Genomic DNA, 23,057 nt, shown 5'->3' with positions numbered 1-23,057 from the left:
CGGTGACGCGGCGGCCGTCTGTGTGTCGAGGGGTGGCGCATGTCCAGGGAGCAACGCGGACCGAACGAGAAGCTCGGAACCGTTCTCGCCCTCGCGGGAATCAGCAACGCCGGGCTCGCCCGGCGGGTCAACGACCTCGGGGCGCAGCGCGGACTGACACTTCGGTACGACAAGACCTCGGTGGCCCGGTGGGTCTCCAAGGGCATGGTGCCGCAGGGCGCCGCGCCCCATCTCATCGCGGCGGCGATCGGCGCCAAGCTCGGCCGGCCGGTCCCGCTGCACGAAATCGGGCTCGCGGACGCCGATCCGGCGCCGGAGGTCGGTCTGGCGTTTCCGCGCGATGTGGCCGAGGCGGTCCGCTCGGCGACCGAGCTGTACCGGCTGGATCTGGCCGGGCGGCGGGCCGGCAGCGGCGGAATCTGGCAGTCGCTGGCGGGCTCGTTCTCGGTGAGCGCGTACGCGACGCCCGCGTCCCGCTGGCTGATATCCCCCGCCGACCCGTCGGTGGAACGCGACTCGACAGCCGCCGAGGCAGCCATCCTCGGCCCCCCGGGCACAAGGGGCGCACGTACCGGCGCAGGGGCGCAGAGGACACCGGTCACGGCGGGAAAGAGCACGGAGGCGGAGCCCGGCACCACAGCCACTCCCGGCGTGGCGGGCGCCCCCGTCACGCAGACAGCGCTGAATGCACGGGCGGCTCAAGCGGCACTGGGCACCCTGGGAGCGATGGGGACGCAGCGGACACCGTCCATCCCCGCCCAGCCGGGCCCGGAGCCCACGTCCGCGCCCTCCTTCACATCCCCCGCCGCCTCCGCCTCCGCACCGGTCGGCCCGGTCACGAGCGACATCTCCCCGCTGCGGGTCGGCCACAGCGATGTCTCCAAACTGCGCGAGGCAGCCCAGGACGCCCGCCGCTGGGACTCCAAGTACGGCGGCGGGGACTGGCGCTCCTCCATGGTCCCGGAGTGCTTACGGGTCGACGCCGCACCGCTGCTGCTCGGCTCGTACAGCGACGAGGTGGGCCGGGCGCTCTTCGGCGCGGCGGCCGAGCTGACCAGACTCGCCGGGTGGATGGCCTTCGACACCGGTCAGCAGGAGGCCGCGCAGCGCTACTACATCCAGGCACTGAGACTCGCGCGGGCCGCGGCCGACGTACCGCTCGGCGGCTACGTCCTCGCCTCGATGTCGCTGCAGGCGACCTACCGCGGTTTCGCCGACGAGGGGGTCGACCTCGCGCAGGCCGCCGTCGAACGCAACCGGGGGCTCGCCACGGCCCGCACCATGAGCTTCTTCCGCCTGGTGGAGGCGCGCGCCCATGCGAAGGCGAGCGACGCACCGGCCGCGGGGGCCGCGCTGAAGGCCGCCGAGGGCTGGCTGGAGCGTTCCCGGGACGGCGACGCGGACCCGTCGTGGCTGGGCTTCTACTCGTACGACAGATTCGCGGCGGATGCCGCGGAGTGCCACCTCGACCTGAAGGCGCCCCGGCAGGTGCGGCGCTTCACCGAGCAGGCCCTGTCCCGACCCACCGAGGAGTTCGTCCGCTCGCACGGGCTGCGGCTCGTGGTGTCGGCGGTGGCCGAGCTGGAGTCGGGGAATCTGGACGCGGCCTGCGCGGCGGGTACCCGGGCGGTGGAGGTTGCGGGCCGCATCTCTTCGGCGCGGACCACGGAGTACGTACGGGACCTGCTGCACCGGCTCGAACCGTACGGGCACGAGCCGCGCGTCGCCGAGCTGCGCGAACGGGCCCGGCCGCTGCTGGTGGCGCCCGCGTAGCCCTGCCGACCCGGACGACCGGCCCCCGCACCTCCCCCGCATACCTCCGCACAGCGTCACCACGATGTCCTTGCGGCATCCGAAGGGTGTCCGGGCGGCATCCGGTGCACCACCCGGTCGCCGCCGGGCGTAAAGATCCGGCGCCACGCTGGGCCGCGCTGGTTTGAGTGCGTTGTCAGTGGGTGAGTGCACTATCGGGGTGGGAGGTGGCGTGATGATGACGCACGCGGCGTACGACTGCGATGTGCTGGTGATCGGCGGCGGGATCGTCGGCCTGTCGACGGCGTATGCGATCACGCGCACCGCTCCGGGCACCCGGGTGACGGTGCTGGAGAAGGAGTCGGGCCCCGCCCGTCACCAGACCGGGCGCAACAGCGGAGTGATCCACAGCGGCATCTACTACCGCCCGGGTTCGCTCAAGGCCCGCTACGCCGTGCGCGGTGCCGCGGAAATGGTCGACTTCTGCGCCGAGCACGGCATCGCGCACGCGGTGACCGGCAAGCTGATCGTCGCGACCGGACGGTCCGAGCTGCCCCGGCTGCACGCCCTGGTCCAGCGCGGCCGGCAGCACGGGCTGCCGGTGCGTGAGCTGGGGCCCGCCCAGATCGCGGAGTACGAGCCGCAGGTGCGCGGGCTCGCCGCGATCCGCGTCGGGACGACCGGGGTGTGCGACTTCGGGGCGGTCGCGGCGCGGTTCGCCGCCGAGGTGAGCAGGGCGGGCGGGGTGATCCGTTACGGGGCGGAGGTCACCGCGATCGACCGCCGCCCCTGGGGTGTGGCGGTGCGTACGGCGGACGGCCCGGTGGTGCGGGCCCGGGTCCTGGTCAACTGCGCGGGGCTGCACTGCGACCGGGTGGCGCGGCTCGCGGGCGACGACCCGGGGGTGCGGATCGTGCCCTTCCGGGGGGAGTACTACGAGCTGGCGCGGCCGGAGCTGGTGCACGGCCTGGTCTATCCGGTGCCCGATCCGGCGTTCCCGTTCCTCGGCGTGCATCTGACCCGGGGCCACGACGGCAGTGTCCACGTCGGGCCGAACGCGGTGCCGGCGCTGGCCCGTGAGGGGTACGGCTGGCCCGTCGTACACCCCCGTGAGCTGGCGGACACCCTGACCTGGCCGGGCGCCTGGCGGATCGCGCGCAGACACTGGCGGTACGGGGCGGGCGAGGTGCACCGTTCGCTGTCGAAGCGCGCGTTCACGACAGCCGTGCAGCGACTGCTGCCCGAGGTCACGGAGGCCGATCTGCGGCCTGCCCAGGCCGGGGTCAGGGCCCAGGCCGTGCTCCGGGACGGCACCCTGGTCGACGACTTCCTGATCCGCGAGGCACCGCACACCGTCCATGTACTGAACGCTCCGTCGCCCGCCGCGACGGCCTCCCTGCCCATCGGGCGGGAGGTGGCACGCAGGGCGCTGCTCCGGGCAGGGGGGACGGGGTGGAAGCCGCCCGCCGTAGAATCGGGGCATTGTGTCTGAGCCCTTGAACCCCTCCGCAGATCCCTCCGCGAACCCTTCCGCCCCGGCACCCGGCGAGGCCGCGGCCGGGCCGAACAGCGCCGCAGCCGGGACGGGCGCCGTGTCCTCGGCCCAGAGCCTCGCCTCCCCGGCTGCCGGGATTCCGGACGATCTGCGCGCCGCCTCCTTCGAGCGGCAGCGCAGGCTGCGCCAGGAGCCGCGCTTCCCCGGCGGACCCGCCATCGATCCGGCCGGATCGCACCACGAGCGCCGGATCCGCAGCTTCCAGCCGCGCCGCAGCCGCGTCACGCCCGGCCAGGAGGACGCGCTGCTGCGGCTCTGGCCGCAGTGGGGCCTGGACATCGACGGGCACCGCGTCCTCGATCTGCCCGAGCTGTTCGACGGGCTCCCGGTCGTGCTGGAGATCGGTTTCGGCATGGGTGAGGCCACCGCGCAGATGGCGGCCGACGACCCGGGCACGGGCATTCTCGCCGTGGATGTGCACACTCCCGGCCAGGGCAATCTGCTCGGACTCGCGGACCGGAACGGACTGTCCAACATCCGGGTCGCCAATGGTGACGCGATCATCCTGCTGCGCGAGATGCTGAAGCCGGACTCGTTGGACGGGCTGCGGGTGTACTTCCCCGACCCCTGGCCCAAGAAGCGCCACCACAAGCGGCGGCTGATCCAGCCGGAGTTCCTCGACCTGGCGGCGCAGCGGCTGAAGCCGGGGGCCGTGATCCACTGCGCGACCGACTGGGAGCCGTACGCCGAACAGATGCTGGAGGTGCTGACCGCGCACCCGCTGTTCGAGAACACCCAGGCGGACGGCGGCTATGCGCCGCGGCCGGCGTTCCGGCCGCTGACCCGGTTCGAGGGACAGGGCCTCGACAAGGGCCACGTCGTGCACGACCTGCTCTTCGCCCGCCGCTGAGACCCGCGTACGGAGCCGGAGACGGAACCTTCCGGACCCGGCGCCCCATGGCCAGGTGTCAGTGCTGCTCGTTAGGGTCAGTGGGTGGTGTCCGACGGGTCTGTCCAGCAGCGGCAGTCACAGCCGGCCGTCCCGCTCCTGGAGGAGCAGCGGGTCGGCGAGATCCTGGCTGCCGTGCCGGAGCGCAGGCACTGGCGTTACCGGCCGCGCCGCGTCGGTGTGGTGTGGCGCAGCAGGACGTTCCGCATCGCGACCGTGTGCACGGTGCTCGCGCTGTGCGGGCTGGCGATCCTGGCCCTGGTCCGCGATCAGACGGGCACCGAGGGGTTTCTCGTCGGGCTGGGGCTCGCCGTGCTGCCCGTACCGCTCCTCATGGCGGCGTTCCGCTGGCTGGACCGGGTCGAACCGGCGCCGTGGCGGAATCTGCTGTTCGCCTTCGCCTGGGGCGCTTTCGCAGCTGCCCTGGTCGCGATCCTGGCGAATTCGTTCGCGACCCGCTGGATAGCCACGGCCACCGCCGACCCGTCGAACGCCGACACCCTCGGCGCCACGGTCATAGCACCGGTCATCGAGGAGAGCGCCAAGGCCGCGGCCGTCCTGCTCATCTTCCTGTTCCGAAAGCGGGAGTTCAACGGGATCGTCGACGGCATCGTCGTCGCCGGCTTCACCGCGAGCGGCTTCGCGTTCACCGAGAACATCCTGTACCTGGGCAACGCCTTCGGTGAGGACCAGCAGATCGGTACCTCGGGCGTCGTCTCGGTGACCGCCGCGACGTTCTTCGTACGGGCGGTGATGTCGCCGTTCGCGCATCCGCTCTTCACGGTGCTGACCGGAATAGGCTTCGGGCTCGCCGCGGTCAGCGCGCGGCGCCGCCGGTTCCGCCGCGTCGCGCTGCCGCTGCTCGGTCTCGTCCTCGCCATGGGCATGCACGCCCTGTGGAACGGGTCGGCGTCCTTCGGCCCGTACGGCTTCTACGCCGTGTACGGGGTGTTCATGGTCCCGGTCTTCGGCCTGGTCACCTGGCTGGCGATCTGGTCGCGCCAGCGGGAGCTGCGTACGCTCTCCGCCGAGCTGCCCGCCTATGCCGCGGCCGGCTGGCTGACCCCCGCCGAACCGCTCGCCCTCTCCTCGATGCGGGCCCGCGGCATGGCCCGCGACGCGGCGCGCCAACGACACGCCGCCGCGGCCGGGGGAAGCTGGAGCAGCCCGTACGCACCGGCGTCCTGGCCACCGCCATACGGCCCGGGGCACGGGCCGACGTACGGCTCCGGATACGGTCCGGGATACGGGCCCGGATACGGGCCGACGCACGGCCCTGGATACGGGCCGACGCACGGCCCCGGACCGGGATACGCGCCCGGATACACGCCGGTGTATACCCCGAGGCGCGGGCCGTCGGCGCAGGTCAGGGCCCATGCCACAGCACAGGCCAAGGCCCACGGCAGAGCTGCCGCCCGCGCCGTCGCCGAGTACGAATCGTTCGCGACCTCACTGGCCTCGCTGCGCCGGCAGGCCCGCCGCGGGGCCGCGGGCCCGGACTTCGCCGAACGCGAGCTGGAGCTGCTGCACCACCTCTGGCAACGCAGGGACGTGGCTGCCCCCGCGCTGACGTACGCCGCGCAGGCGACGAGCCGCCTGCGCCCCCCGTACATACCCCCGGCCCTGGGGATTCCACCGCTGTAGGGGTGCCGGTAAGAACGCTGTCACCAGCCGCAATCGGCGAGCGAGCGGGCCGTGCCGGGGCCCCAGTAGTTCCCGCCGAAAATAGCCGGACGATCCGGGTGGGGGGCTGTGCGTAGAGGAGCACGATGGCGCCGGCGACGCGGAGGTTTCCTGGTATGTCCGGGTCGGTCAGTAGTCGGCCGAGGGCGGCCAGGCGCTCGTCTTCGCTCAGCGCGGCTCGTCGGGTGGCCTTCATCGCGGGTATGGAGAGGGAGCGTCGGCAATGGCGGCTTTGTATGGCCCAGTTGAGGAAGGCCCTCAAATACTGGCTGGGCACACCACCCGTGGCGAGTTAACCTCGCTGATCATGACTGACTGGTACAAAATTTACTCGGACGAATGTGCTCTGCCCCCGGGGGGCGACCTGGACGAGCTCACCGCAGAGCTGGCGGAGTGTCTGCGAGATCCAGACCCGGAGGTGCGCGACGGCTACCCGTACGTCGTGTTGCGGACCTGGATCGAGCGCGACGTCATCGACGGCGACCGCCGGATCCGCCTGGGCAATGAAATGGCGGCCCGCTTCGCCGATTCGCAGATTCAGGCCCGCACGTTCGCGCCGCTGGTCCTGGATATGATCGTCAGCCGCGGGGACTTCTGTCGGGAATGGATGAACGCGTTCGCCCGCTGGTACCCCACAGAGAGTGACCTACGCGGACACGATGTGCGTCTGGGGTGGCTGCACGCTGTGGCACACGGCGCTGACTTGCTCGGTGCCTTCGGCTGCCACCGCGATGTCGAACCGGTCGAGATGCTGGGCGTCGCGACCGCGCGGCTCGTCGCGCCCACCGATTACCTGTACGCCGAACGGGAAGATGATCGGCTCGCCCGTGCAATTGCGTTGACTCTCACCAACCCGAAGCTCACCGCGGATCAATCCGTCGCGTGGCTCGACGAAATCGGTGCCGACTTGCGGGCCGTGGCTCGGGGCACCACTCCGACGTACGTTTCCAACGCACTACGCACCCTGCGGATGCTCTACATTCTCGCTGACCTCGGCGTCTCGCCGAAGCCGGGGCAGCCGCCTCGTCAGGTTCCGCATCGCGACTTGGTCAAGCGGCGGATTGTTGAAGTGCTGGCGAATGATGCGAAGTCCATCGTTTGATAATTCCACGCCGGGAGCCGACCGAGCCTGACGGGCCGCCGCGGGAACCGCTTCTGCAGGTCGGCCGGCTGTCCCTACGCTGCAGGGTCATGTTCGACAGACCGGCAGCCCTGACGTCGGGGGGGGAGCGTCAGGGCTGCCGGAGTTCATCGGCAGGCGAACCGGCTCGGATCGCGCGGATCACCGGATCACGCAGGCCGGGAGAACCGGGAGGACGGCCTGCGGATCAGGGGTTGAGGCCCTTGCCGCGCAGCCAGGCCATCGGGTCGATGCCTGTACCGGAGGGGGTGTGGACCTCCAGGTGGAGGTGCGGGCCCGTCACATTGCCGGTCGCGCCGACCCGGCCGATGGTCTCACCGGTGGTGACCTTCTGGCCGACGCTCACGCCGATCGAGGACTGGTGGCAGAACCACAGCTCCGTACCGTCGTCGAGCTCCAGCACCGTGCGGTAGCCGTACGAACCGGACCAGCCGGCCGACTTGATGGTGCCGCCGTGTATGGCCTTGATCGGCGTACCCGTCGGCGCCGCGAAGTCGAGGCCGGTGTGGTAGCCGGACGACCACATCGAGCCGGCTTCGCCGAAGGTCGAGGTGACCGTGTACGAGGAGGTCGGGATGGCGTAGCTGGCGGCGAGCTTGGCGAGCCGCAGTGCCTCGGCCTTCTTCTTGGCCTCTTCCTCCGCCTTCTTCTTTTCTGCGGCGACCTTGGCCTCGGCCGCGTCCTGCTGCTTCTTGGCCTCGGCGGCGGCCTTCTCCGCGGCCTCCTTCTCCTGGGCCGCCTTGGCCTCGGCGTCGGCGGCGTCCTGCTGCTGCTCCGCCTGCTGGAGGATGCGCGCGCGGAGCGCCTCGCCCGCGTCCGCCGTGCCCTGCTCGGCCTCGGCGGTGGTGAGGCCGGCGGTGGTGAGCGGTGCGGCAGCGGCGGCGACAGCGGCCTTGTCGGCCTCGGACTCTCCGGAGAACAGAGAACCCACGCCCGGAAGGGACTTGGCGTCGGGAAGGTTGTCCGCGATGGAATCGGGAAGGGAGATGGAGACCGGCGGCTTGCTCTGCGCGGTGGCCATGCCGCCCGCACCGACCGCCGCGATGACGCCGACCCCGAGCACCGTGGAGCTACGGGCAAGTCCGTTGCGCTGCTTGGCGACGCGATGCTTGCCGCGTACGGGGCGGACGGACTCCTCGGTGGGGTTCCACTCGTCCCAGCTGCGTTCGGGCTCACCGTTGCCGTCGGCACGGGAATCGCCGCCGAAGTCGCCGCCCGGCTCGGTGCCGTACGCCGTTCCCGTCCCACCGGTCCCGTATTCGGAGGAGCCGGTACCGAAATCGGCGCCGAAGCCGGAGTCGGAAGCGAAACCGGAGTTGGAGTCGGAAGCGAAACCGGAGTTGGAACCGGATCCGAAGTCAGCGCCGAAGCCGGAACCGAAGTCGGGGTTGAACCGAGAGGGGGCCTCGGGGGCAGGCTTGTTGGACGCCACGGGGGCGCGCTCCTTTCCTTCCTTCTCGCCTACCGGGTTAGCTGACGGGTTCGGAGCAGGAAGGTCTCCTACGGGCCCCTCTGCCTCTCACGAGACACAGGTGTCCGATTCACCCCATGTAGGTGGTTCCCCGGTTCCCTTGCGGAATTCGGCGCTCGCGCACGGTGCCGCCACTGACGACGGCTGGGACGACCGCGCTGCGTTATCGAACGTTAATAGACACCGGGGCCTGATTCCAAGCCGTTCCCACTGATCGTTCACGTCTTTGGCCTGGACTTTACGGTGCACAACCGGGCGGAATGGGACGAGTTGATCGACCCTCAGCCGCCACTCGGTTTCTGACGTTGCGTCAAATGTTATGCGGAGCGACGCGCTTCGGTTACGTACGGTGGTATCCCGCGCCCAAGGCCACGCCCGGCTCGCACGAAGCCCCCGCCCCACCCGTCACACCCCTTCCAGACCGACGATCTTCACGGTCCTGCGCCGGTCCGGCTGCCCCTCCGCGGGACGTACGACCGCGAGCAGCGCCATGTCGTCGGTCGTCTCACCCCCCGTGTGCAGCCGTACGTCATCGGTCAGCGCGGACAGCAGCTCCTCGGGCCCCGGGAAGATCCGCCCGCGCAGCCGGGCCGCCGGGTCGTAGAAGACCCCGTCGGCGTTCCGCGCCTCGGAGAGGCCGTCCGTGTACAGGAGCAGGGTCGTCCCCGCCGGCAGATCCCACTCGTCCGACCGGTCGGGCCACGCCCCCAGGTCCATCCCGAGCGGCAGTGCGGGCACCGTGGGCCCCAGCACTTCGAGCGCCCCGTCCGGGTGCAACAGGATCGGCTCGGGGTGACCGCGGTTGACGATCCGCACCCGGGGCAGCCCGGCCGGGATCTCGGCCAGCACGGCGGTGATGAAGCCCTCGACCGCGTCGAGCCCGCCCCGTCGCGTCCCCTCCCGCGCCAGCGCCCGCTCCAGCCGCTGCGCCACGCCCTCCAGCGAACGCTCCTGCTCGGCCGCCTCCCGGAACGCCCCGATGATCACCGCCACCGACTCCACGGCGTCGAGCCCCTTCCCCCGTACGTCCCCGACCACCAACCGCACCCCGTAAGGGGAGTCCGTCACGGCGAACAGGTCACCGCCGACGAACTCGTCGGCCTGCGCCGCCTCGTACCGCGCCGCCACATGCAGCCCGCCGATCCGGTCTGACGGCTTCGGCAGCACCGCCCGCATGGCGGTCTCCGCGATGACCCGCGCGGACGCCAGCTGCTCATTGCTGCGCCGCACGACCGCGTTGATCACGACCGCGAGGACCGAGACGGTGGCCAGGGTGAGCAGCTCGATCAGCGGCACGACGTCCGGCAGCGTGTTGCTGTACAGGCGCAGCACGACGACGGCCAGCATCGAGGCGATGCCGGTACAGATGGTCCTGGACAGTGAGAAGAACGGCGCGGCGATCAGCGGCGCCGCCACGAACAGCGGAATGGCGGTGAAGGTCGGCGGGGTGAGGATGTCGAACGCCAACCCGCCGAGGATCATCATGGCGGGCAGCGCGCGGACGAACCGCCGGGTACGGATGCCGCCCTCGGCATGTCTGCCGCGCCCCTTCAGCCGCTTCCACACCTGTGGTCTCCTGCCCGGTACGCGCGCGGCTGCGGACGGTACCGCGCCCCACCCCCAGGCTCGCCGGAGCGGAGTCGCGCGGCGACTCCTCTTCGGCCAATGGGGGTACGTACGTGGCACAGCTCACACACCGCCCGGACCTGCTCCTTCGGGGGGGTTTACAGCTGGAACGACCCAGGCCCGGCACGCTGCATGCGTGCCGGGCCTGGGTCTTCAGTAGCGGGGACAGGATTTGAACCTGCGACCTCTGGGTTATGAGCCCAGCGAGCTACCGAGCTGCTCCACCCCGCGTCGGTAAACACAACTGTACGGCATGCGCGGCGGGGTCATGACCACTGAGCGAATCACTGAGCGAATCGCTGAGCCACTGAGCGAATCACCGACCGCTCGGAGCTCGCTCGGTACTCCGGCCACGCACCCCCCGCCGCCCCGCCGCCCCGCCGCCTCAATTCGTCTCGGTGATACGGGGAGCGGCCTTCCCGTTGACCGCCGGGGGCTTCATCGGATTCGCACCGCGCTGCAGGGAGCGGAGAATCGCCAGCCCCTGGCCGACCACGCCCGCCGCCATTTCATTGACGCCGTCGGTGCCGTTCAGAACGGTCAGGTCCGCCCCCGACATGCCTCGGGCGGCCGCGTCCGCCAGGGCGGGCAGGTTCTCGACGACGCGGTTGGCCGCGATGAGCTCCTGGTTGCCGTCGCGCAGCGAAGCGGCGCGCGCACTGTTGGCGTCGGCCTGCGCCTGGGCGATGGTCCGCTCGGCGTACGCGTTGCCGTCGGCCTCGAACTTCACCCGGTCCCGGGCCGCCTCCGCGAGGGTGCGCTGGCGGTACGCCTCGGCGTCCGCCGGGCGCCGTACCTCCCCTTCGAGCCGTTGCGCGGCGAGCGCGGCCTGCCGCTCGGCCAGGGCGGTCTGCTCCTCGATGACCTCGTGTGAAGCCCTGGCCGAGGCGAGCGGTCCGGCCTGCGCGGCGCGGGCGTTGTACTGCTCGGTCTCGGCGAGGAAGCCGGCCCGCTTGATCGCGGTGTCACGTTCGTACTCCGCCTTGAGCGCTGCGGCCTGCTGTTCGCGCTGGCTGGCCTCCTGGTCGGCCTTGGCCTCGGCGATCCGGGCCTGGCTGGCGACCGCGGCGGCATGCGGGGCGGCGAGGTTGTTGATGTAGCCGGTGGCGTCGTCGATCTCCTGGATCTGGAGGGCGTCCACCACGATGCCGAGCTTCTCCATCTCGCCGTGGCTGCCCGCGATGACCTCCTGGGAGACCCGGTTCCGTTCCCGGATGATCTGCTCGACAGTCAGCCCGCCGATGATGGAACGCAGGTGACCAGCGAAGATCCGGCCGGCGAGCTCCTCCATCTGTTCCTGCTCGGACAGGAAGCGGCGCGCCGCGTTGGCGATGGACACCGCGTCGTCGCCGACCTTGAAGACGGCGACGGCCCGGACGTTGAGGCGGATGCCCTGCTGCGTCACGCAGTCCTCGGTGATCTCCGCCTCGCGCAGTGCCAGGGAGAGCATGCGCGCCTTCTGTTTCACCGGGAGCACGAAACTGCCGTGGCCGGTGACGATCCGGAACTGGGTGTCCAGCGTCTGCCCCTTGGAACCGGATATGAGCATCGCCTCGTTGGGGGCGGGAACGTGCCAGAAGAACATCGGAAGACTCCTGCCGTGCGTCTCTGCTCGACGTAGGTGCACCGCTGCTTCGGCTCAGGGCGGCAGGCGTTCCACGATCACGCCGCGCGCCGAGACCGAGTCGACGACAACGACGCGCACGTCCCTGTCGATCGACGTCGCCGACCATGCGGTGTAGGCCTCCGACCCACCCCGTACGGCCACCAGTACTTCGCCCGGGCCATCGGGCGGAATCGGCACGGTGACGCGGCCGATCGCCCCGACCGGGCTCCGGGCGGACTCATCTGCCGTGTGCATGCGCCCTCGCGAGCGTCCATGCGTACGCCTGCTCACACCGCCGCTCACGCCGCTTCTCACACCGCTTCATGAACACGAGGCGACCCCGCCTCCTGGAGGCCTGAGCGTCCCGAGCCTCCCTCGACATTTCCACGGTACTCCGCACCGGCGACGGAGGTCGGCCCGAAGGACACCCCGGAGAACGCCCGGAGGCAAGGCCGAATATGTGGTGATATGACTGATTTACCATTCAGCCAGTCGCCGCGCCGAACTCGCGGTAATCAGGGAGCCGAACGTGGACAAGTACCCCCTGCTCGACCTCTTCTGGACCATGCTCTGGTTCTTCGTCTGGATCATGTGGCTGTTCCTGCTCTTCAAGGTCATCGCGGACATCTTCCGCAGCGACGACCTCGGCGGCTGGGGCAAGGCCGGCTGGCTCGTCGTGGCGCTGCTGCTGCCGTACCTCGGCGTCCTGGTGTACGTGATCGTGCGCGGCACATCCATGGGGAAGCGGGACATCAAGGAAGCGCAGGAACGCGAGGCCGCCTTCAAGGCGTACGTACGGGAGGCCGCCGGCAGCTCCGAAGCGGAAGCCCCGAGGGAGGGCAAACACGTCGACGACCTGGCGAAACTCGCCGAGCTCAAGGACCGGGGCGCCATCACCGAGGAGGAGTACCAGCGGGCGAAGACGAAGCTCCTTCTCTGAGCGCACCGCGCCCCCGCCCGTGCACACCCCTGGCCACTCACCCGAGCGCACCCCGCAGCCCTGCTATGTCTCTCTCCGCCCGGTCCGGCGAACTGGCACAGCTCCCGGACCGCGGGGAGGCTTGAGACATCAGCCCGCGGTGGCCGTTCCCGCCCGCGGCCCTCGGGGCCCCGGAGCGTCGGCATGCATCTGCCATCTGCACACTCCGACGGCCCTGCAGGAGAAGCGCGGGCGGGATGCGGTCCCCATCTCGGTGAGCAGGGAGATGGCCGGCCCATGAACGGCACCACTCTCGAAACCCTGGACGCGATGCGGAGCGCGCTGCGCGGTCCCGTCATCGGTCCGCAGGACCCGGAGTACCGAACCGCCCGCACGATCTACAACGCCATGATCGACAAACGTCCGGCGGCCGTGGTGCGGTGCAGCGACACGGCGGACGTCATGGCCGCGGTCGCATTCCTCCGGGACGAGGGGCTTGAGTGCGCGGTCCGCGGCGGCGGACACAGCGGCGCCGGCCTGTGTCTGGTGGACGACGGCGTCACCATCGACCTGTCGCCCATGCGCTGGGCGCACATCGACCCCAGCGCACGAACGGCCACGGTCGGCGGCGGCGCCACACTCGGCGACCTCGACCACGCGGCGCACGCCTTCCACCTGGCCACACCCGCCGGAATCCAGTCGACCACCGGCGTCGGCGGTCTCACCCTGGGCGGCGGACACGGCCATCTCACCCGCAGATACGGCCTGACGGCAGACAACCTGCTGGCCGCGGACGTGGTCCTGGCGGACGGCACCTGTGTGACGGCGAGCGGCACCACCCATCCCGATCTGTTCTGGGCGCTGCGCGGCGGGGGCGGGAATTTCGGCATCGTCACCTCCTTCACCTTCCGGATGCACCCGGTGGATACCGTGGGCGTCGCCATCACGCTCTGGCCGGTCGACCGGACGCCTGATCTGTTGCGCTGGTACCGCGGCTTCCTGCCCACGGCCCCCGAGGACCTGAACGGCTTCTTCGCCGCGCTCACCGTGCCGCCCGGTCCCCCGTTCCCGGAGGAGATCCACAGCCAGAAGATGAGCGGTGTCGTGTGGTGCTGGACCGGCGACCCGGACCTCCTCGAAGCCGCCCTGAAACCCGTGGACGACCCGGGCCCGCCCGCCTTCCGCTTCACGATGCCGATGCCCTACCCCGCCCTGCAGTCCATGTTCGACGAGCTGCTCCCCACCGGCCTGCAGTGGTACTGGCGCGGCAATTTCTTCGACCGGATCACCGACGACGCCATCGCCGTCCACGCCAAGTACGCCGAGAACCTCCCCACCGACCTGTCGACCACGCACCTGTACCCGGTCGACGGCGCCGCCCACCGGCTGGGCCCCGACGACACCGCCTGGGCCTACCGGAACGCGGTCTGGTCCGGCGTCATCGCGGGCATCGACCCGGACCCGGACAACGCCGAGAAGCTCAGGCAGTGGTGCGTCGACTACTGGGATGAACTGCACCCGCACTCCATGGGCGGTACGTACGTGAACTTCATCGGCGCGGGCGAAGCCCCGGACCGGATACGCGCCACCTACCGCGACCACTACGACCGCCTCGCGGCCATCAAGCGCACCTACGACCCGCACAACTTCTTCCACGCCAACCAGAACATCGAACCGGGGCACTGACGGAGTACCAGCCATCAGCACAGTGCGTGAACCCGGGACCGGCTGCGTACAACGAAGCCCTTCGTACGCCGTACCCATCGGCAACGACGGCTTCGGCCGAGTACCGATGTCCGGCTGAGTATCGGCGCCCGGACGGGAGTGTCGCAGCGTCTACATCCCTGTAGACGGCCTACGTTGCCTGGACGCAGGAGTGCGGCGAGAAGTCGGATGCACGGGCGTGGTCGGCGCACGAGCCGACCACCTGATGCCATCCCACCGCCGTCACACCACAACGCGTCGCTCGCTGCTCGGCAGTGAAGCGCCGAACGGTCGAGAGCAGGGGTGCGTCGTGGGACAGCCGGAATTCCTCACCGCGGTGGATGTCGCCGGTGAGCGCCGTTCCGTGATGAAGAAGCTCCCCGAGGTCACTCTGGCCTTCTGGATCATGAAGATCGCCGCCACCACCCTCGGTGAGACGGCCGGAGACCTGTTCTCCCAGACGCTGCGACTGGGCTACTTCCTCACCACGATCGCACTGTTCCTGGTGTTCGTGCTGACGCTGGTGGTGCAACTGCGGTCCCGGCGCTACAACCCGTTCTTCTACTGGACGGTCATCCTGTCCACGAGCATGGCCGGCACCACGATGTCGGACTTCATGAACCGTGACGCCAGTGCCGAGTACCTCACGGCGGGCACGGCCTCCCTGGGCCGGGGCCCGCAGGGCCTGGGCCTGGGGTACCCCGCGGGCGCGGCGATCCTGATCTCCCTGCTGATCGCCATCTTCATCGTCTGGAAGCTCACCGGACAGACCTTCGCCATCCGCGACATCGTCACCTTCCGCGGCGAGGCCCTCTTCTGGTCCGCGATCCTGGTCTCGAACACACTCGGCACGTCCATGGGCGATTTCCTCTCCGACAGCTCCGGCCTCGGCTACGCCGGCGGCGCCCTCCTCGTCACAGCGCTGCTGGCCGTACTGGCCGCCCTGATGCGGGTGCCGGCCGTCCCGAACGTCGCACTGTTCTGGATCGCCTTCGTCCTCACCCGCCCCCTGGGCGCCACCGCCGGTGACTTCCTCACGAAACCTGCCGCCAAGGGCGGCCTCGATCTCGGCACACCGGGCTCTTCGGCCGTACTCCTGGTCGTCCTCCTCGGCCTCATGGCCTACGCCAACGTGCAGGAGCACAAGAACACCACCCACCGGAACGGACGCGACGCCCAGCCGTCGTAACCACATCGGGCCTCGCCCGCGTCCTCGTACGGGATCGCGAAGCACGGCTCCTCCGTGCACCGGATCCCGGGCGAACAACACAACTACGTTCGCGCGATGGCCTCTCGGCCCGGATCGGCACTCCGTACAGGGCCGGATCGGCGGGGCCGTCCTTGCGAACGAGCCGACCGGTTCTGCCCGTTGAGAGCCGGAACTGCGCACGCCCCGGCAACCTGTCCGGGGCGTGCGAGGTGATTACCTGGCTGATCAGAGGTTCTTGGGTTCCCAGACAGGCAGCCACACATCGTTGGGCGCGCCCTGCGCGGTGCAGTCGTACTGGACCAGGGAGTTACCCTCGCCGACGCCGCCGGCGACGTTCAGACACTTGCTGCTGGACTTGACGACGATCTGGTAGCCATCACCCTTGGACACGAACTTCCACAACTCGTTGTCGATGTTGCCGCCGCATTTGTACTGGATGACCTTGGTTCCGTTGGCTGTGCCGCCTCCGCTGACGTTGAGGCACTTGCCGCTGCTGACGGACTTGAAGCGGTAGTAGCCGCCCTGGGCGGACTCGGCTTCCCAGCGCTCGTTCGTGGTGCCGGACCACGGGTATTGAATGATCGGCACACCATTTTCCTTGCCCGCCCCACGGACGTTGGCCACCTGGTTGGGGTCACTGGCCAGGCGCAGGGTGAACTGATGGGCAACGATCGCCCGCGGGGCCGCCGCGGGGGTGTCGGCGTCGGCTGCAGCAGGACTGACGGATACCGACATCGCCCCGGTGACCATCGCGAGAGCTGCCGCCCCCGTCACCAACCGCTTGTGCATCTTCACAATTCTGCCTCTCTCTGTGCTGTCACATACGACAGCGCCTCAAGTGCAGAGCGTAGTGGCATGAATACGTAGCGTATGACTGCTTTTTGCGCAATTCCCCCGGACGGGCACCTGGGAACCTGCCGGACAGATCGCGTGGCAGACCGAGTTCGGACCCGAGCCCGGCTCCGGGGTTCGTACACCCGGACGTTGTCGTGAGGGCGCCGGCGGCCGAACTGCCGACGATGCTGCTCCGCGTCGACTCCGAGTCGGCCGGCTGCGCGCACTGCCGGCGCCCCTTGACAGTGCGCCGAACCACTCGCGAACCGGCGCCAGTTGGCGGATGCGACCAGTCGCACACGATGACATCGCTCGACGTACCCGTAGAGACACCATGCGCACTGTGCTCGTTTCGTGCCGGATCAGTGGCTGCGACTCAGCGCTGTATTGATCGCAACTCCTGTGGTGCAAGGCGTGTCACACGGCCGGCCCGGGACTCCAGGTAGCGTTGCTCGGCGATGCTGGCGGTGGACTTCGCGGCGCGCCGGTAGTGCTCGTACGCCCCGGCCAGGTCGCCGGTCTTCTCCAGCAGATGCGCCCGTACGGACAGCAGCCGGTGATGCCCGGCCATCCGCTCGTCACTGTCCAATGTGGACAGCAGGGCCAGCCCGGCCGCCGGGCCCTCGGTCTCGGCGAGCGCGATCGCCCGGTTGAGGGTGACCATCGGGTTGGGCGCGATCCGTTCCAGGATCAGGTAAAGGGCGTGCACCTGCGGCCAGTTGGTCTCCTCGGCCGTGGCCGCGTCGGCGTGCGTGGCGGCGATGGCAGCCTGCAGCTGGTAAGGCCCCAGCGTCGAGCCGGCCAGCGACGCCTTGACCAGCTCGTTGCCCTCGTCGATCAGCCGGCGGTCCCACTTCGTACGGTCCTGCTCGTCCAGCGGCACCAGGTCGCCGGCCGCCGTCGTACGTGCCTCCCGGCGGGCGTGGGTCAGCAGCATCAGCGCGAGCAGCCCGGTCACCTCGCCGTCCTCGGGCAGCTGCGCGTGCACCGTCCTGGCCAGCCGGATCGCCTCGTGCGCGAGGTCGGCGCGGTGCAGCTCGCTGCCCGATGAGGCGGTGTAGCCCTCGTTGAAGATCAGGTAGAGCACGTGCAGGACGACCCGGAGCCGCTCCTCGCGCTCCGCGCCGTCCGGCAGGGTGAACGAGCTGCCGGCGGCCTTGATGCGCTGCTTGGCCCGGCTGATCCTGGCCGCCATCGTGGCCTCCGGCACCAGGAACGCGCGGGCGATCTCGGCAGTGGTCAGGCCGCCGACCGCCCGCAGCGTCAGGGCGGTCTGGGAGGCCGCGGTGAGCGTCGGATGGCAGCACAGGAACAGCAGGACGAGCGTGTCGTCGGTGTCCGGTACGTCCTCGGGCACCACCTCGGTGGCCGTCGCCGACTCCCGCTCGCGGCGCGCGTGGTCGCTGCGCATCTGGTCGATGAGCCGCCGGGACGCGACAGTCACCAGCCAGCCGCGCGGGTTGTTCGGCACTCCCTCGGCCGGCCACTGCACGGTGGCGGCGAGGACGGCCTCCTGCACGGCGTCCTCACACCCTTCGAACTGGCCGTGCCGGCGCACCAACGCGCCGAGGACCTGCGGCGTCAGCTCACGCAGCAGGTCCTCGATGGCTGGTGCTGTCATGCCTCCAATTGTCCGTCGGCGAACATCACCTGCCGCACCTCGACACCCAGGCCCTCGATCGCGGAGTCCGGGATCTGCGCTGCCAGCTCGATCGCCCGCTCCTTGTTCTCGCAGTCGATCAGGTAGAAGCCGCCCACATACTCCTTGGACTCCAGGAAGGGGCCGTCGGTCACCACCGGCTGGCCGTTGCGTACGGACACCACAGCGGCCTGTGACGGGTCGACCAGCGCCTGCGTGGTGACCAGCTCGCCGGACGTCTTCAGCGCCTCGATGAACGTGCCGTGGCCGCCGCCGATCGCCGCCTTCTCCTCGTCGGTCAGCGCGTCCAGCACTGCCGGGTTGATGTGCAGGCTGATCAGGAACTGCATCTCGTACTCCTCGTGGTTCGCGAGCCCCCGTCGGGCCCTTCGACCAGTTGGTCGGAGCCGCCGCCGTCGTCTTGACATCCCCCGCCGGAACTTTCGCATGAGTTTTTCGCCGTCGCAGCGCCCGGACCGCGAGGTCGTCATTTCTGATGACACCCCACCGTGGCAGACGCGAGAGATGTCCGTCCGTACCGATGTCAAGAAGCTCTCGACCGCTCCGACCAACCGGCGAAACGTCGAGAGAACAGGGAGTTTCGGATATGCGAGTCAACCGGGCGTGGCTGGGACTGGTCGTCCTCATGCTGCCGACACTGCTCGTCGCGCTGGACACGACGGCGTTGCTCCTCGCGCTCCCACGGCTGAGCGCCGACCTGGGTGCCACCAACGTCGAACAGCTGTGGATCAGTGACAGCTACGGATTCATGGTGGCCGGCCTGGTCATCACGATGGGTACGCTCGGCGACCGGATCGGCCGCCGACGGCTGCTGATGATCGGCGGAGCGGCGTTCGCGGTGCTGTCGGTCGTGGCCGCCTTCGCGGTCAGCCCGCTGATGCTGATCGTCGCGCGTGCGCTGCTGGGCGTCGCCGGCGCGACCCTGGCGCCGTCCACACTTGCCTTGATCACCAACATGTTCCGTGACGAACGGCAGCGCGGGAAGGCCATCGCGATCTGGGCGACCTGCCAGTTCACCGGCGGCGCGCTCGGACCCGTACTCGCCGGATTCCTGCTCCAGCACTTCTGGTGGGGATCGGTGTTCCTGGTCGCCGTGCCGGCGATGGCGTTGCTGCTGCTGGCCGGGCCGGTCCTGCTGCCGGAGTTCCGCAGCGACCAGGCCGGCCGGCTGGACCTGGCCGGCGTCGGGCTGTCGCTCGTGGCGGTGCTTCTGATGGTCTACGGCATCAAGCAGCTGACCGTCGAACGCGTGCCCGTCGTGCCGGTGGTGGCCCTCGTCGTCGGCGCAGCCATCGGATTCCTGTTCGTACGCCGGCAACTGCGGCTTCAGACGCCGCTGCTGGACCTGCGGCTGTTCCGCAACCGCCCGTTCACGGCCGTACTCGTCGCGCTGGCCTTCGCCGGCATCGCCATGGCTGGTACGGGCCTGCTGGTGACCCAGTACCTGCAGAGCGTGCTGGGCTTCTCGCCGGTCGCGTCGGCGGTGCTGTTCGCCCCCATGGGCCTGGGCGTGGCGGTCGGCACCATGACCGCGCCGGCGCTGGCCCGGCGGATGAAGCAGACGACCGCGATCGCCGGCGGGCTGGTGGGGTCGGCACTGGGCGGTCTGCTGCTGGTCGGCGCCGACGGTGCGAGCGCCCTGCCGCTGGTGATGACCGGCATCGCCGTACTGGCGCTGGGCACCGGCCCGCTGTTCGCTCTGGGCACCGGGCTGGTCGTCGGGTCCGTACCGCCGGAGCGCGCCGGCTCGGCCGCGTCGATGTCGGAGACCGGCAACTACTTCGGCGGTTCGCTCGGCTTCGCACTGCTCGGCGCGGTGGCCGCAGTGGTCTACCGCAGCCGGATGGACGGCACGTCCGACTCGCTGGCCGGCGCGGTCGCCGCCAGCCGGCACCTTCCCGCCGACCAGGGCGCGGAACTGCTGCACACAGCGCGGGAGGCGTTCACCGCCGGCCTGCACGTCACCGGTGTCGTCGCCGCGGTCATCTTCGCCGGGCTGGCCGTACTGATCCTGACCATGCGCCCGGCAACCCGGACCACCCCGGCCGCACTCCCCGACTACGAGGCGACTCGCTCATAGAACCCTGCCGAGCCGACGCTGTGGTTGTCATATCCGAACGCGGCACTCCATCGTCACCTCCACGCATGACGAGCATCGAGGCGATGCACGACTGAGGCAAAAGGAAGCGTCGCGAGCACGTGCCATCGGCCGACGGCTCCGAACCGGAGTGACCGGCCTCTGCGGGCAGCCCTTCTGTACGGTCACGCGTCCGTGGGTCGCGTGGTGTCGAGTCGGCTGATCAGCCGGCGGCCGGCGGCTCGTGCGGCCTGGAATCGGCCAGAACCGGACCGACGTCGACCTGGACACCGACCTCATCACACCGACCGGCCAAGGAAATCGTCATCGACGGCTGGAACGAGACCGGCAAGGTCTCCACCCGTGAGGACGGCTCCTGGCTGCACCCGGAGACGGTTTCTGAGACGTTCCGCCGCATCCTCGCCACCACCGGCCTGCCGCCGATCACCCTGCGCGACCTGCGCCACGTCGCGGCCGCTCTCACTCACGGCGGGGTGGCGATCCGCGGCAGACGTGCCCGGACGGGTACAGTCTCCGGCCGCCGCCGGACGATCCTCACGCGCTCGTCTGCCGCCGGACCACGCCGTCCAGCCCGGACCCTGCCGCGTCGTCGAGCCCTACTGTGACCGGCCTCCCGCCAGACCGCCGCCGCTCATGAACCACCGCCCCCTGCCCGGCTTCGGCCGGGACAGGGGGCTTTCGTCATGCTGCTTCGTACCCGGTGGGCCCGGCCGTCCTGAAGAGGTCAGCGGACGTCGAACGAGTGGGTGTTGTAGTTGTTGATGGTGCTACAGGTGACAACTCGGGCGTAGGCGGGGGCGCCGGTGGTGCCGGGGTTCAAGCACAGGTTGTGGGCCTGGTTCTTGAGCTGGTACCGATTGGCCTTGCTGGAGGCCTCCATGCTGAAGATCTGCTCGTCCCACCGGGCGTCACACGGGCGCTGCTGGAGGGCTTCGGTGGTGCCTCCGCCCACCGCAGTGACGCACATGTCACTGTTGAGATTGCGCAGCAGGAAGGTGCTGCTGGTGACCGGGTCGATGGCCCACTTCTGGGCCAGGTCGCCGGTGTCGGCTTCGTACTGGATCTGGGCGCCGCCGACCGTCGAGCCACCGGCGACGCCGAGGACGTAGCCGGTCTGCCAGTCGCGGACCTTGGTGCCGCTCAACGGTCCGGTCGCGTCGGCGGTGCCCGCCCCGAGTACGGTCGCACTCAGTGCTACGGCGACCATGACGCAGGCAGATCGAATACGCATGAAGGACTCCTCTGATTTGAATCGATCACACCCCGCGTCCGATTGGATACGAAGTGTTACGTAACGTACTGCACCGACTCGGGGGGTCCTTCGCCAACGCACCGCAACGATGGAGTGACTCGACTCGCCCGATCAGACACTCCCCGGCCGCATCCGCGCTCTGCGAGAGTTCCGCGACGTCACCCAGGACGAACTGGCGCAACGCGCAGGCGTTTCGGTCGACACCATCCGCAAGCTGGAGCAGGGCATCCGTGAATCGTCCCGCATCAACACGTTACGCAGTCTTGTCCGAGCCCTCGATGTCCAACTGGAGCGCCTTGTAGGACAGCCCACAGTGACACAGCACCTGACTGACGACGGCGGCCTGATCGCCCTTCGCGACGCGATCCAGGACCCGGGCTCACTGCCTGGTGTCCCGCGCAACGACAACCTCGATGAACCGCCCGAGCCAGCCGAGTGGATTGCGGAGGTACAGACCGCTACCAGCCTGTACTGGACGGGCGCCTGCTCCGAACTGTCCTCGATACTGCCCGGCCTGCTCCAGGACGGCCGCACAGTCGCCCATGCCCACGACACCGAGCCAGTGTGGCGACAGATGGCCCTGGCCTACCAGTTGGCCGCCTCGCTCTCCACACAGTCCGGACACCCCGACTGGGCATTCACCGCAGTCGAGAAGCAGCTTGCCGCAGCGGCCCGCGCCTCCGATCCGCTACTGGAGGGCATGGGCGTCTCCACCCTCTCCTGGGTCCTCCTGCGCCAAGGCCGTTGGGAGCATGCGCAGTCGGTCGCCGAACGGAAGGCTGACTCGCTGCAGCCACCGTTCCGCCGGGCAACCGCGGACCAGCTCGCGTCTGATCGGCCGACGCCGCACTCCACAGCCCAGGGGTGCCCATGACCACCATCGACTTACCTCCCGTGCAGTCTCTGTCTGCCGCAGAGCAGCGCGGCGCGACCTGCGTTTGGTGTGGCATCACCCTGGCCGCTGGCGCCGCACACGACCTCGGGCCCCGCCCGGTCGACGCGCACGGCACCGCGGCCCGCTGGTTCCCCTGTTGCTGCCCCACCAGCTGGAAGGGGGGGCAGTGATCACCTCAAGAAGCTGGCACCCGGCGATTCCGAGTACCGCACGCTCCTCGGCCACACCTACAGCTGCGCCACCTGCCGCGCTGGGGCCGCGTGCCCCACGGCAGTGCGCCTCGGCCGCGCCTGGCGTACCGCTCGCGCCTATGTGGAAGGACCGCTGATGATGTGCGACCGCTGCCACCAGCCCATGACCCGCGGGAAATCGAGGGCGTACGACGTGCCCGGAGCGTCGGGCCCCGGCATCACGGACAACGTGTCGACGGAACCCACGAGACCGAGGTCACCGTCGACTCGTTCGAGGAGGCAAACGCGCTCCTCGGTCTGGTTGGCCTGACACCGCGCAGCTACCAGGAGAATCGACGCACCTCCTACACGCTCGGCAGTGTCCGTCTGGAACTCGACGAGTGGCCCCGCATCCCGCCATATCTGGAGATCGAGGCGGACAGCGAGGCACAGGTCTGGGACACGGCCGCCGCGCTCGGGATCGACCGCGAGTGTCTGACGTCCATCAACACCACGAAGGTCTACGGGCTGTACGGCATCGATCTGGACTCCATTCCCGACCTGAGGTTCGAGTAGGTCGGCGTCCGTTACT

Annotated in this window: 18 protein-coding genes, 1 tRNA gene, 3 pseudogenes and 1 riboswitch; of the genes and pseudogenes, 13 read left to right on the top strand and 9 right to left on the bottom strand. The window is 69.8% G+C overall.

The features are described from left to right. The first annotated feature begins 39 nt into the window (after window positions 1-39). The 5 genes from ACFVV1_RS33920 to ACFVV1_RS33900 all read left to right on the top strand — a co-directional run bounded on the left by ACFVV1_RS33920 (window position 40) and on the right by ACFVV1_RS33900 (window position 6,981). Window positions 40-1,773, top strand: a complete 1,734-nt coding sequence (locus ACFVV1_RS33920) for a sporulation protein (protein ID WP_389997378.1) — start codon at window positions 40-42, stop codon at window positions 1,771-1,773. Window positions 1,774-1,987: 214 nt separating this feature from the next. Beyond that, complete coding sequence (gene lhgO / locus ACFVV1_RS33915; protein ID WP_389997375.1) at window positions 1,988-3,244, top strand: L-2-hydroxyglutarate oxidase; 1,257 nt, start codon at window positions 1,988-1,990, stop codon at window positions 3,242-3,244. After that, window positions 3,237-4,157 (top strand): tRNA (guanosine(46)-N7)-methyltransferase TrmB, encoded by a 921-nt coding sequence (gene trmB / locus ACFVV1_RS33910; RefSeq protein WP_389997372.1) that lies wholly within the window; start codon window positions 3,237-3,239, stop codon window positions 4,155-4,157. The genes lhgO and trmB overlap by 8 nt, the downstream gene beginning before the upstream one ends. Window positions 4,158-4,244: 87 nt before the next feature. Further along, window positions 4,245-5,840: a PrsW family intramembrane metalloprotease gene (locus ACFVV1_RS33905; protein WP_389997417.1), complete on the top strand. Its 1,596-nt coding sequence runs from the start codon at window positions 4,245-4,247 to the stop codon at window positions 5,838-5,840. A gap of 346 nt (window positions 5,841-6,186) precedes the next feature. After that, window positions 6,187-6,981 carry a DUF2785 domain-containing protein gene (locus tag ACFVV1_RS33900; protein ID WP_389997369.1) on the top strand — a complete coding sequence of 265 codons (795 nt, stop codon included), beginning with the start codon at window positions 6,187-6,189 and terminating at the stop codon, window positions 6,979-6,981. A gap of 226 nt (window positions 6,982-7,207) precedes the next feature. Here the strand turns inward: ACFVV1_RS33900 and ACFVV1_RS33895 are convergent, their stop codons facing one another. From ACFVV1_RS33895 to ACFVV1_RS33875, 5 genes are all read right to left on the bottom strand, one after another. Beyond that, complete coding sequence (locus ACFVV1_RS33895) at window positions 7,208-8,452, bottom strand: M23 family metallopeptidase (protein WP_389997366.1); 1,245 nt, start codon at window positions 8,450-8,452, stop codon at window positions 7,208-7,210. 11 nt (window positions 8,453-8,463) lie between these two features. Continuing rightward, window positions 8,464-8,616, bottom strand: a riboswitch (cyclic di-AMP (ydaO/yuaA leader). A gap of 280 nt (window positions 8,617-8,896) precedes the next feature. Further along, window positions 8,897-10,057 carry a PP2C family protein-serine/threonine phosphatase gene (locus tag ACFVV1_RS33890; protein ID WP_389997363.1) on the bottom strand — a complete coding sequence of 387 codons (1,161 nt, stop codon included), beginning with the start codon at window positions 10,055-10,057 and terminating at the stop codon, window positions 8,897-8,899. Window positions 10,058-10,274: 217 nt separating this feature from the next. Next, a tRNA-Met gene (locus ACFVV1_RS33885) sits at window positions 10,275-10,348 on the bottom strand. A 154-nt stretch (window positions 10,349-10,502) separates the two neighbouring features. Then, window positions 10,503-11,702: an SPFH domain-containing protein gene (locus ACFVV1_RS33880; RefSeq protein ID WP_389997360.1), complete on the bottom strand. Its 1,200-nt coding sequence runs from the start codon at window positions 11,700-11,702 to the stop codon at window positions 10,503-10,505. A gap of 54 nt (window positions 11,703-11,756) precedes the next feature. Then, window positions 11,757-11,978: a hypothetical protein gene (locus ACFVV1_RS33875; RefSeq protein WP_389997357.1), complete on the bottom strand. Its 222-nt coding sequence runs from the start codon at window positions 11,976-11,978 to the stop codon at window positions 11,757-11,759. Window positions 11,979-12,252: 274 nt separating this feature from the next. Here ACFVV1_RS33875 and ACFVV1_RS33870 point away from each other — a divergent pair, with 274 nt between their 5' ends. From ACFVV1_RS33870 to ACFVV1_RS33860, 3 genes are all read left to right on the top strand, one after another. After that, window positions 12,253-12,663: an SHOCT domain-containing protein gene (locus tag ACFVV1_RS33870; protein WP_389997354.1), complete on the top strand. Its 411-nt coding sequence runs from the start codon at window positions 12,253-12,255 to the stop codon at window positions 12,661-12,663. 276 nt (window positions 12,664-12,939) lie between these two features. Beyond that, window positions 12,940-14,328 carry an FAD-binding oxidoreductase gene (locus ACFVV1_RS33865; RefSeq protein ID WP_389997351.1) on the top strand — a complete coding sequence of 463 codons (1,389 nt, stop codon included), beginning with the start codon at window positions 12,940-12,942 and terminating at the stop codon, window positions 14,326-14,328. Between the two features lie 328 nt (window positions 14,329-14,656). Then, a complete protein-coding gene (locus ACFVV1_RS33860) occupies window positions 14,657-15,535 on the top strand; it encodes a hypothetical protein (RefSeq protein ID WP_389997348.1) in 879 nt (292 codons plus the stop codon). A 246-nt stretch (window positions 15,536-15,781) separates the two neighbouring features. Here the strand turns inward: ACFVV1_RS33860 and ACFVV1_RS33855 are convergent, their stop codons facing one another. The 3 genes from ACFVV1_RS33855 to ACFVV1_RS33845 all read right to left on the bottom strand — a co-directional run bounded on the left by ACFVV1_RS33855 (window position 15,782) and on the right by ACFVV1_RS33845 (window position 18,379). After that, window positions 15,782-16,345, bottom strand: coding sequence for an RICIN domain-containing protein (locus ACFVV1_RS33855; RefSeq protein ID WP_389997346.1), 564 nt, complete (start codon window positions 16,343-16,345; stop codon window positions 15,782-15,784). A gap of 421 nt (window positions 16,346-16,766) precedes the next feature. Next, window positions 16,767-18,011 carry an RNA polymerase sigma factor gene (locus ACFVV1_RS33850; protein ID WP_389997343.1) on the bottom strand — a complete coding sequence of 415 codons (1,245 nt, stop codon included), beginning with the start codon at window positions 18,009-18,011 and terminating at the stop codon, window positions 16,767-16,769. Then, window positions 18,008-18,379 (bottom strand): YciI family protein, encoded by a 372-nt coding sequence (locus ACFVV1_RS33845; protein WP_389997340.1) that lies wholly within the window; start codon window positions 18,377-18,379, stop codon window positions 18,008-18,010. The genes ACFVV1_RS33850 and ACFVV1_RS33845 overlap by 4 nt, the downstream gene beginning before the upstream one ends. 257 nt (window positions 18,380-18,636) lie before the next feature. Between ACFVV1_RS33845 and ACFVV1_RS33840 the strand changes: the two genes are divergently transcribed. Both ACFVV1_RS33840 and ACFVV1_RS33835 read left to right on the top strand, forming a co-directional pair. Continuing rightward, the gene (locus tag ACFVV1_RS33840) at window positions 18,637-20,130 is read left to right on the top strand and encodes an MFS transporter (protein WP_389997338.1); all 1,494 of its coding nucleotides are present in this window, start codon (window positions 18,637-18,639) and stop codon (window positions 20,128-20,130) included. A 332-nt stretch (window positions 20,131-20,462) separates the two neighbouring features. Then, window positions 20,463-20,621, top strand: a pseudogene (locus ACFVV1_RS33835) (site-specific integrase); the annotation flags it as partial. A 251-nt stretch (window positions 20,622-20,872) separates the two neighbouring features. Here the strand turns inward: ACFVV1_RS33835 and ACFVV1_RS33830 are convergent. Then, window positions 20,873-21,379, bottom strand: a complete 507-nt coding sequence (locus ACFVV1_RS33830; protein ID WP_389997335.1) for an RICIN domain-containing protein — start codon at window positions 21,377-21,379, stop codon at window positions 20,873-20,875. A gap of 151 nt (window positions 21,380-21,530) precedes the next feature. Between ACFVV1_RS33830 and ACFVV1_RS33825 the strand changes: the two are divergent. The 3 genes and pseudogenes from ACFVV1_RS33825 to ACFVV1_RS33815 all read left to right on the top strand — a co-directional run. Further along, window positions 21,531-21,683, top strand: a pseudogene (locus tag ACFVV1_RS33825) (helix-turn-helix domain-containing protein); the annotation flags it as partial. Between the two features lie 30 nt (window positions 21,684-21,713). Next, window positions 21,714-22,274: a hypothetical protein gene (locus ACFVV1_RS33820; protein WP_389997332.1), complete on the top strand. Its 561-nt coding sequence runs from the start codon at window positions 21,714-21,716 to the stop codon at window positions 22,272-22,274. A gap of 443 nt (window positions 22,275-22,717) precedes the next feature. Beyond that, window positions 22,718-23,041 (top strand): annotated as a pseudogene (locus tag ACFVV1_RS33815) (adenylate cyclase); the annotation flags it as partial. Window positions 23,042-23,057: the final 16 nt, after the last annotated feature.

The sequence above is a fragment of the Streptomyces sp. NPDC058092 genome (assembly GCF_042884935.1).
Classification (GTDB): domain Bacteria; phylum Actinomycetota; class Actinomycetes; order Streptomycetales; family Streptomycetaceae; genus Streptomyces.
Note: the sequence above shows the minus strand (reverse complement) of the source record. Positions and strands in the feature narration are given on the sequence as shown.

Coding starts and splice junctions, on each gene's coding strand:
- ACFVV1_RS33920 (WP_389997378.1), top strand. CDS start 40: ATGTCCAGGGAGCAACGCGGACCGAACGAGAAGCTCGGAACCGTTCTC.
- lhgO (WP_389997375.1), top strand. CDS start 1,988: ATGATGACGCACGCGGCGTACGACTGCGATGTGCTGGTGATCGGCGGC.
- ACFVV1_RS33900 (WP_389997369.1), top strand. CDS start 6,187: ATGACTGACTGGTACAAAATTTACTCGGACGAATGTGCTCTGCCCCCG.
- ACFVV1_RS33880 (WP_389997360.1), bottom strand. CDS start 11,702: ATGTTCTTCTGGCACGTTCCCGCCCCCAACGAGGCGATGCTCATATCC.
- ACFVV1_RS33875 (WP_389997357.1), bottom strand. CDS start 11,978: ATGCACACGGCAGATGAGTCCGCCCGGAGCCCGGTCGGGGCGATCGGC.
- ACFVV1_RS33865 (WP_389997351.1), top strand. CDS start 12,940: ATGAACGGCACCACTCTCGAAACCCTGGACGCGATGCGGAGCGCGCTG.
- ACFVV1_RS33855 (WP_389997346.1), bottom strand. CDS start 16,345: ATGCACAAGCGGTTGGTGACGGGGGCGGCAGCTCTCGCGATGGTCACC.
- ACFVV1_RS33850 (WP_389997343.1), bottom strand. CDS start 18,011: ATGACAGCACCAGCCATCGAGGACCTGCTGCGTGAGCTGACGCCGCAG.
- ACFVV1_RS33845 (WP_389997340.1), bottom strand. CDS start 18,379: ATGCAGTTCCTGATCAGCCTGCACATCAACCCGGCAGTGCTGGACGCG.
- ACFVV1_RS33840 (WP_389997338.1), top strand. CDS start 18,637: ATGCGAGTCAACCGGGCGTGGCTGGGACTGGTCGTCCTCATGCTGCCG.
- ACFVV1_RS33830 (WP_389997335.1), bottom strand. CDS start 21,379: ATGCGTATTCGATCTGCCTGCGTCATGGTCGCCGTAGCACTGAGTGCG.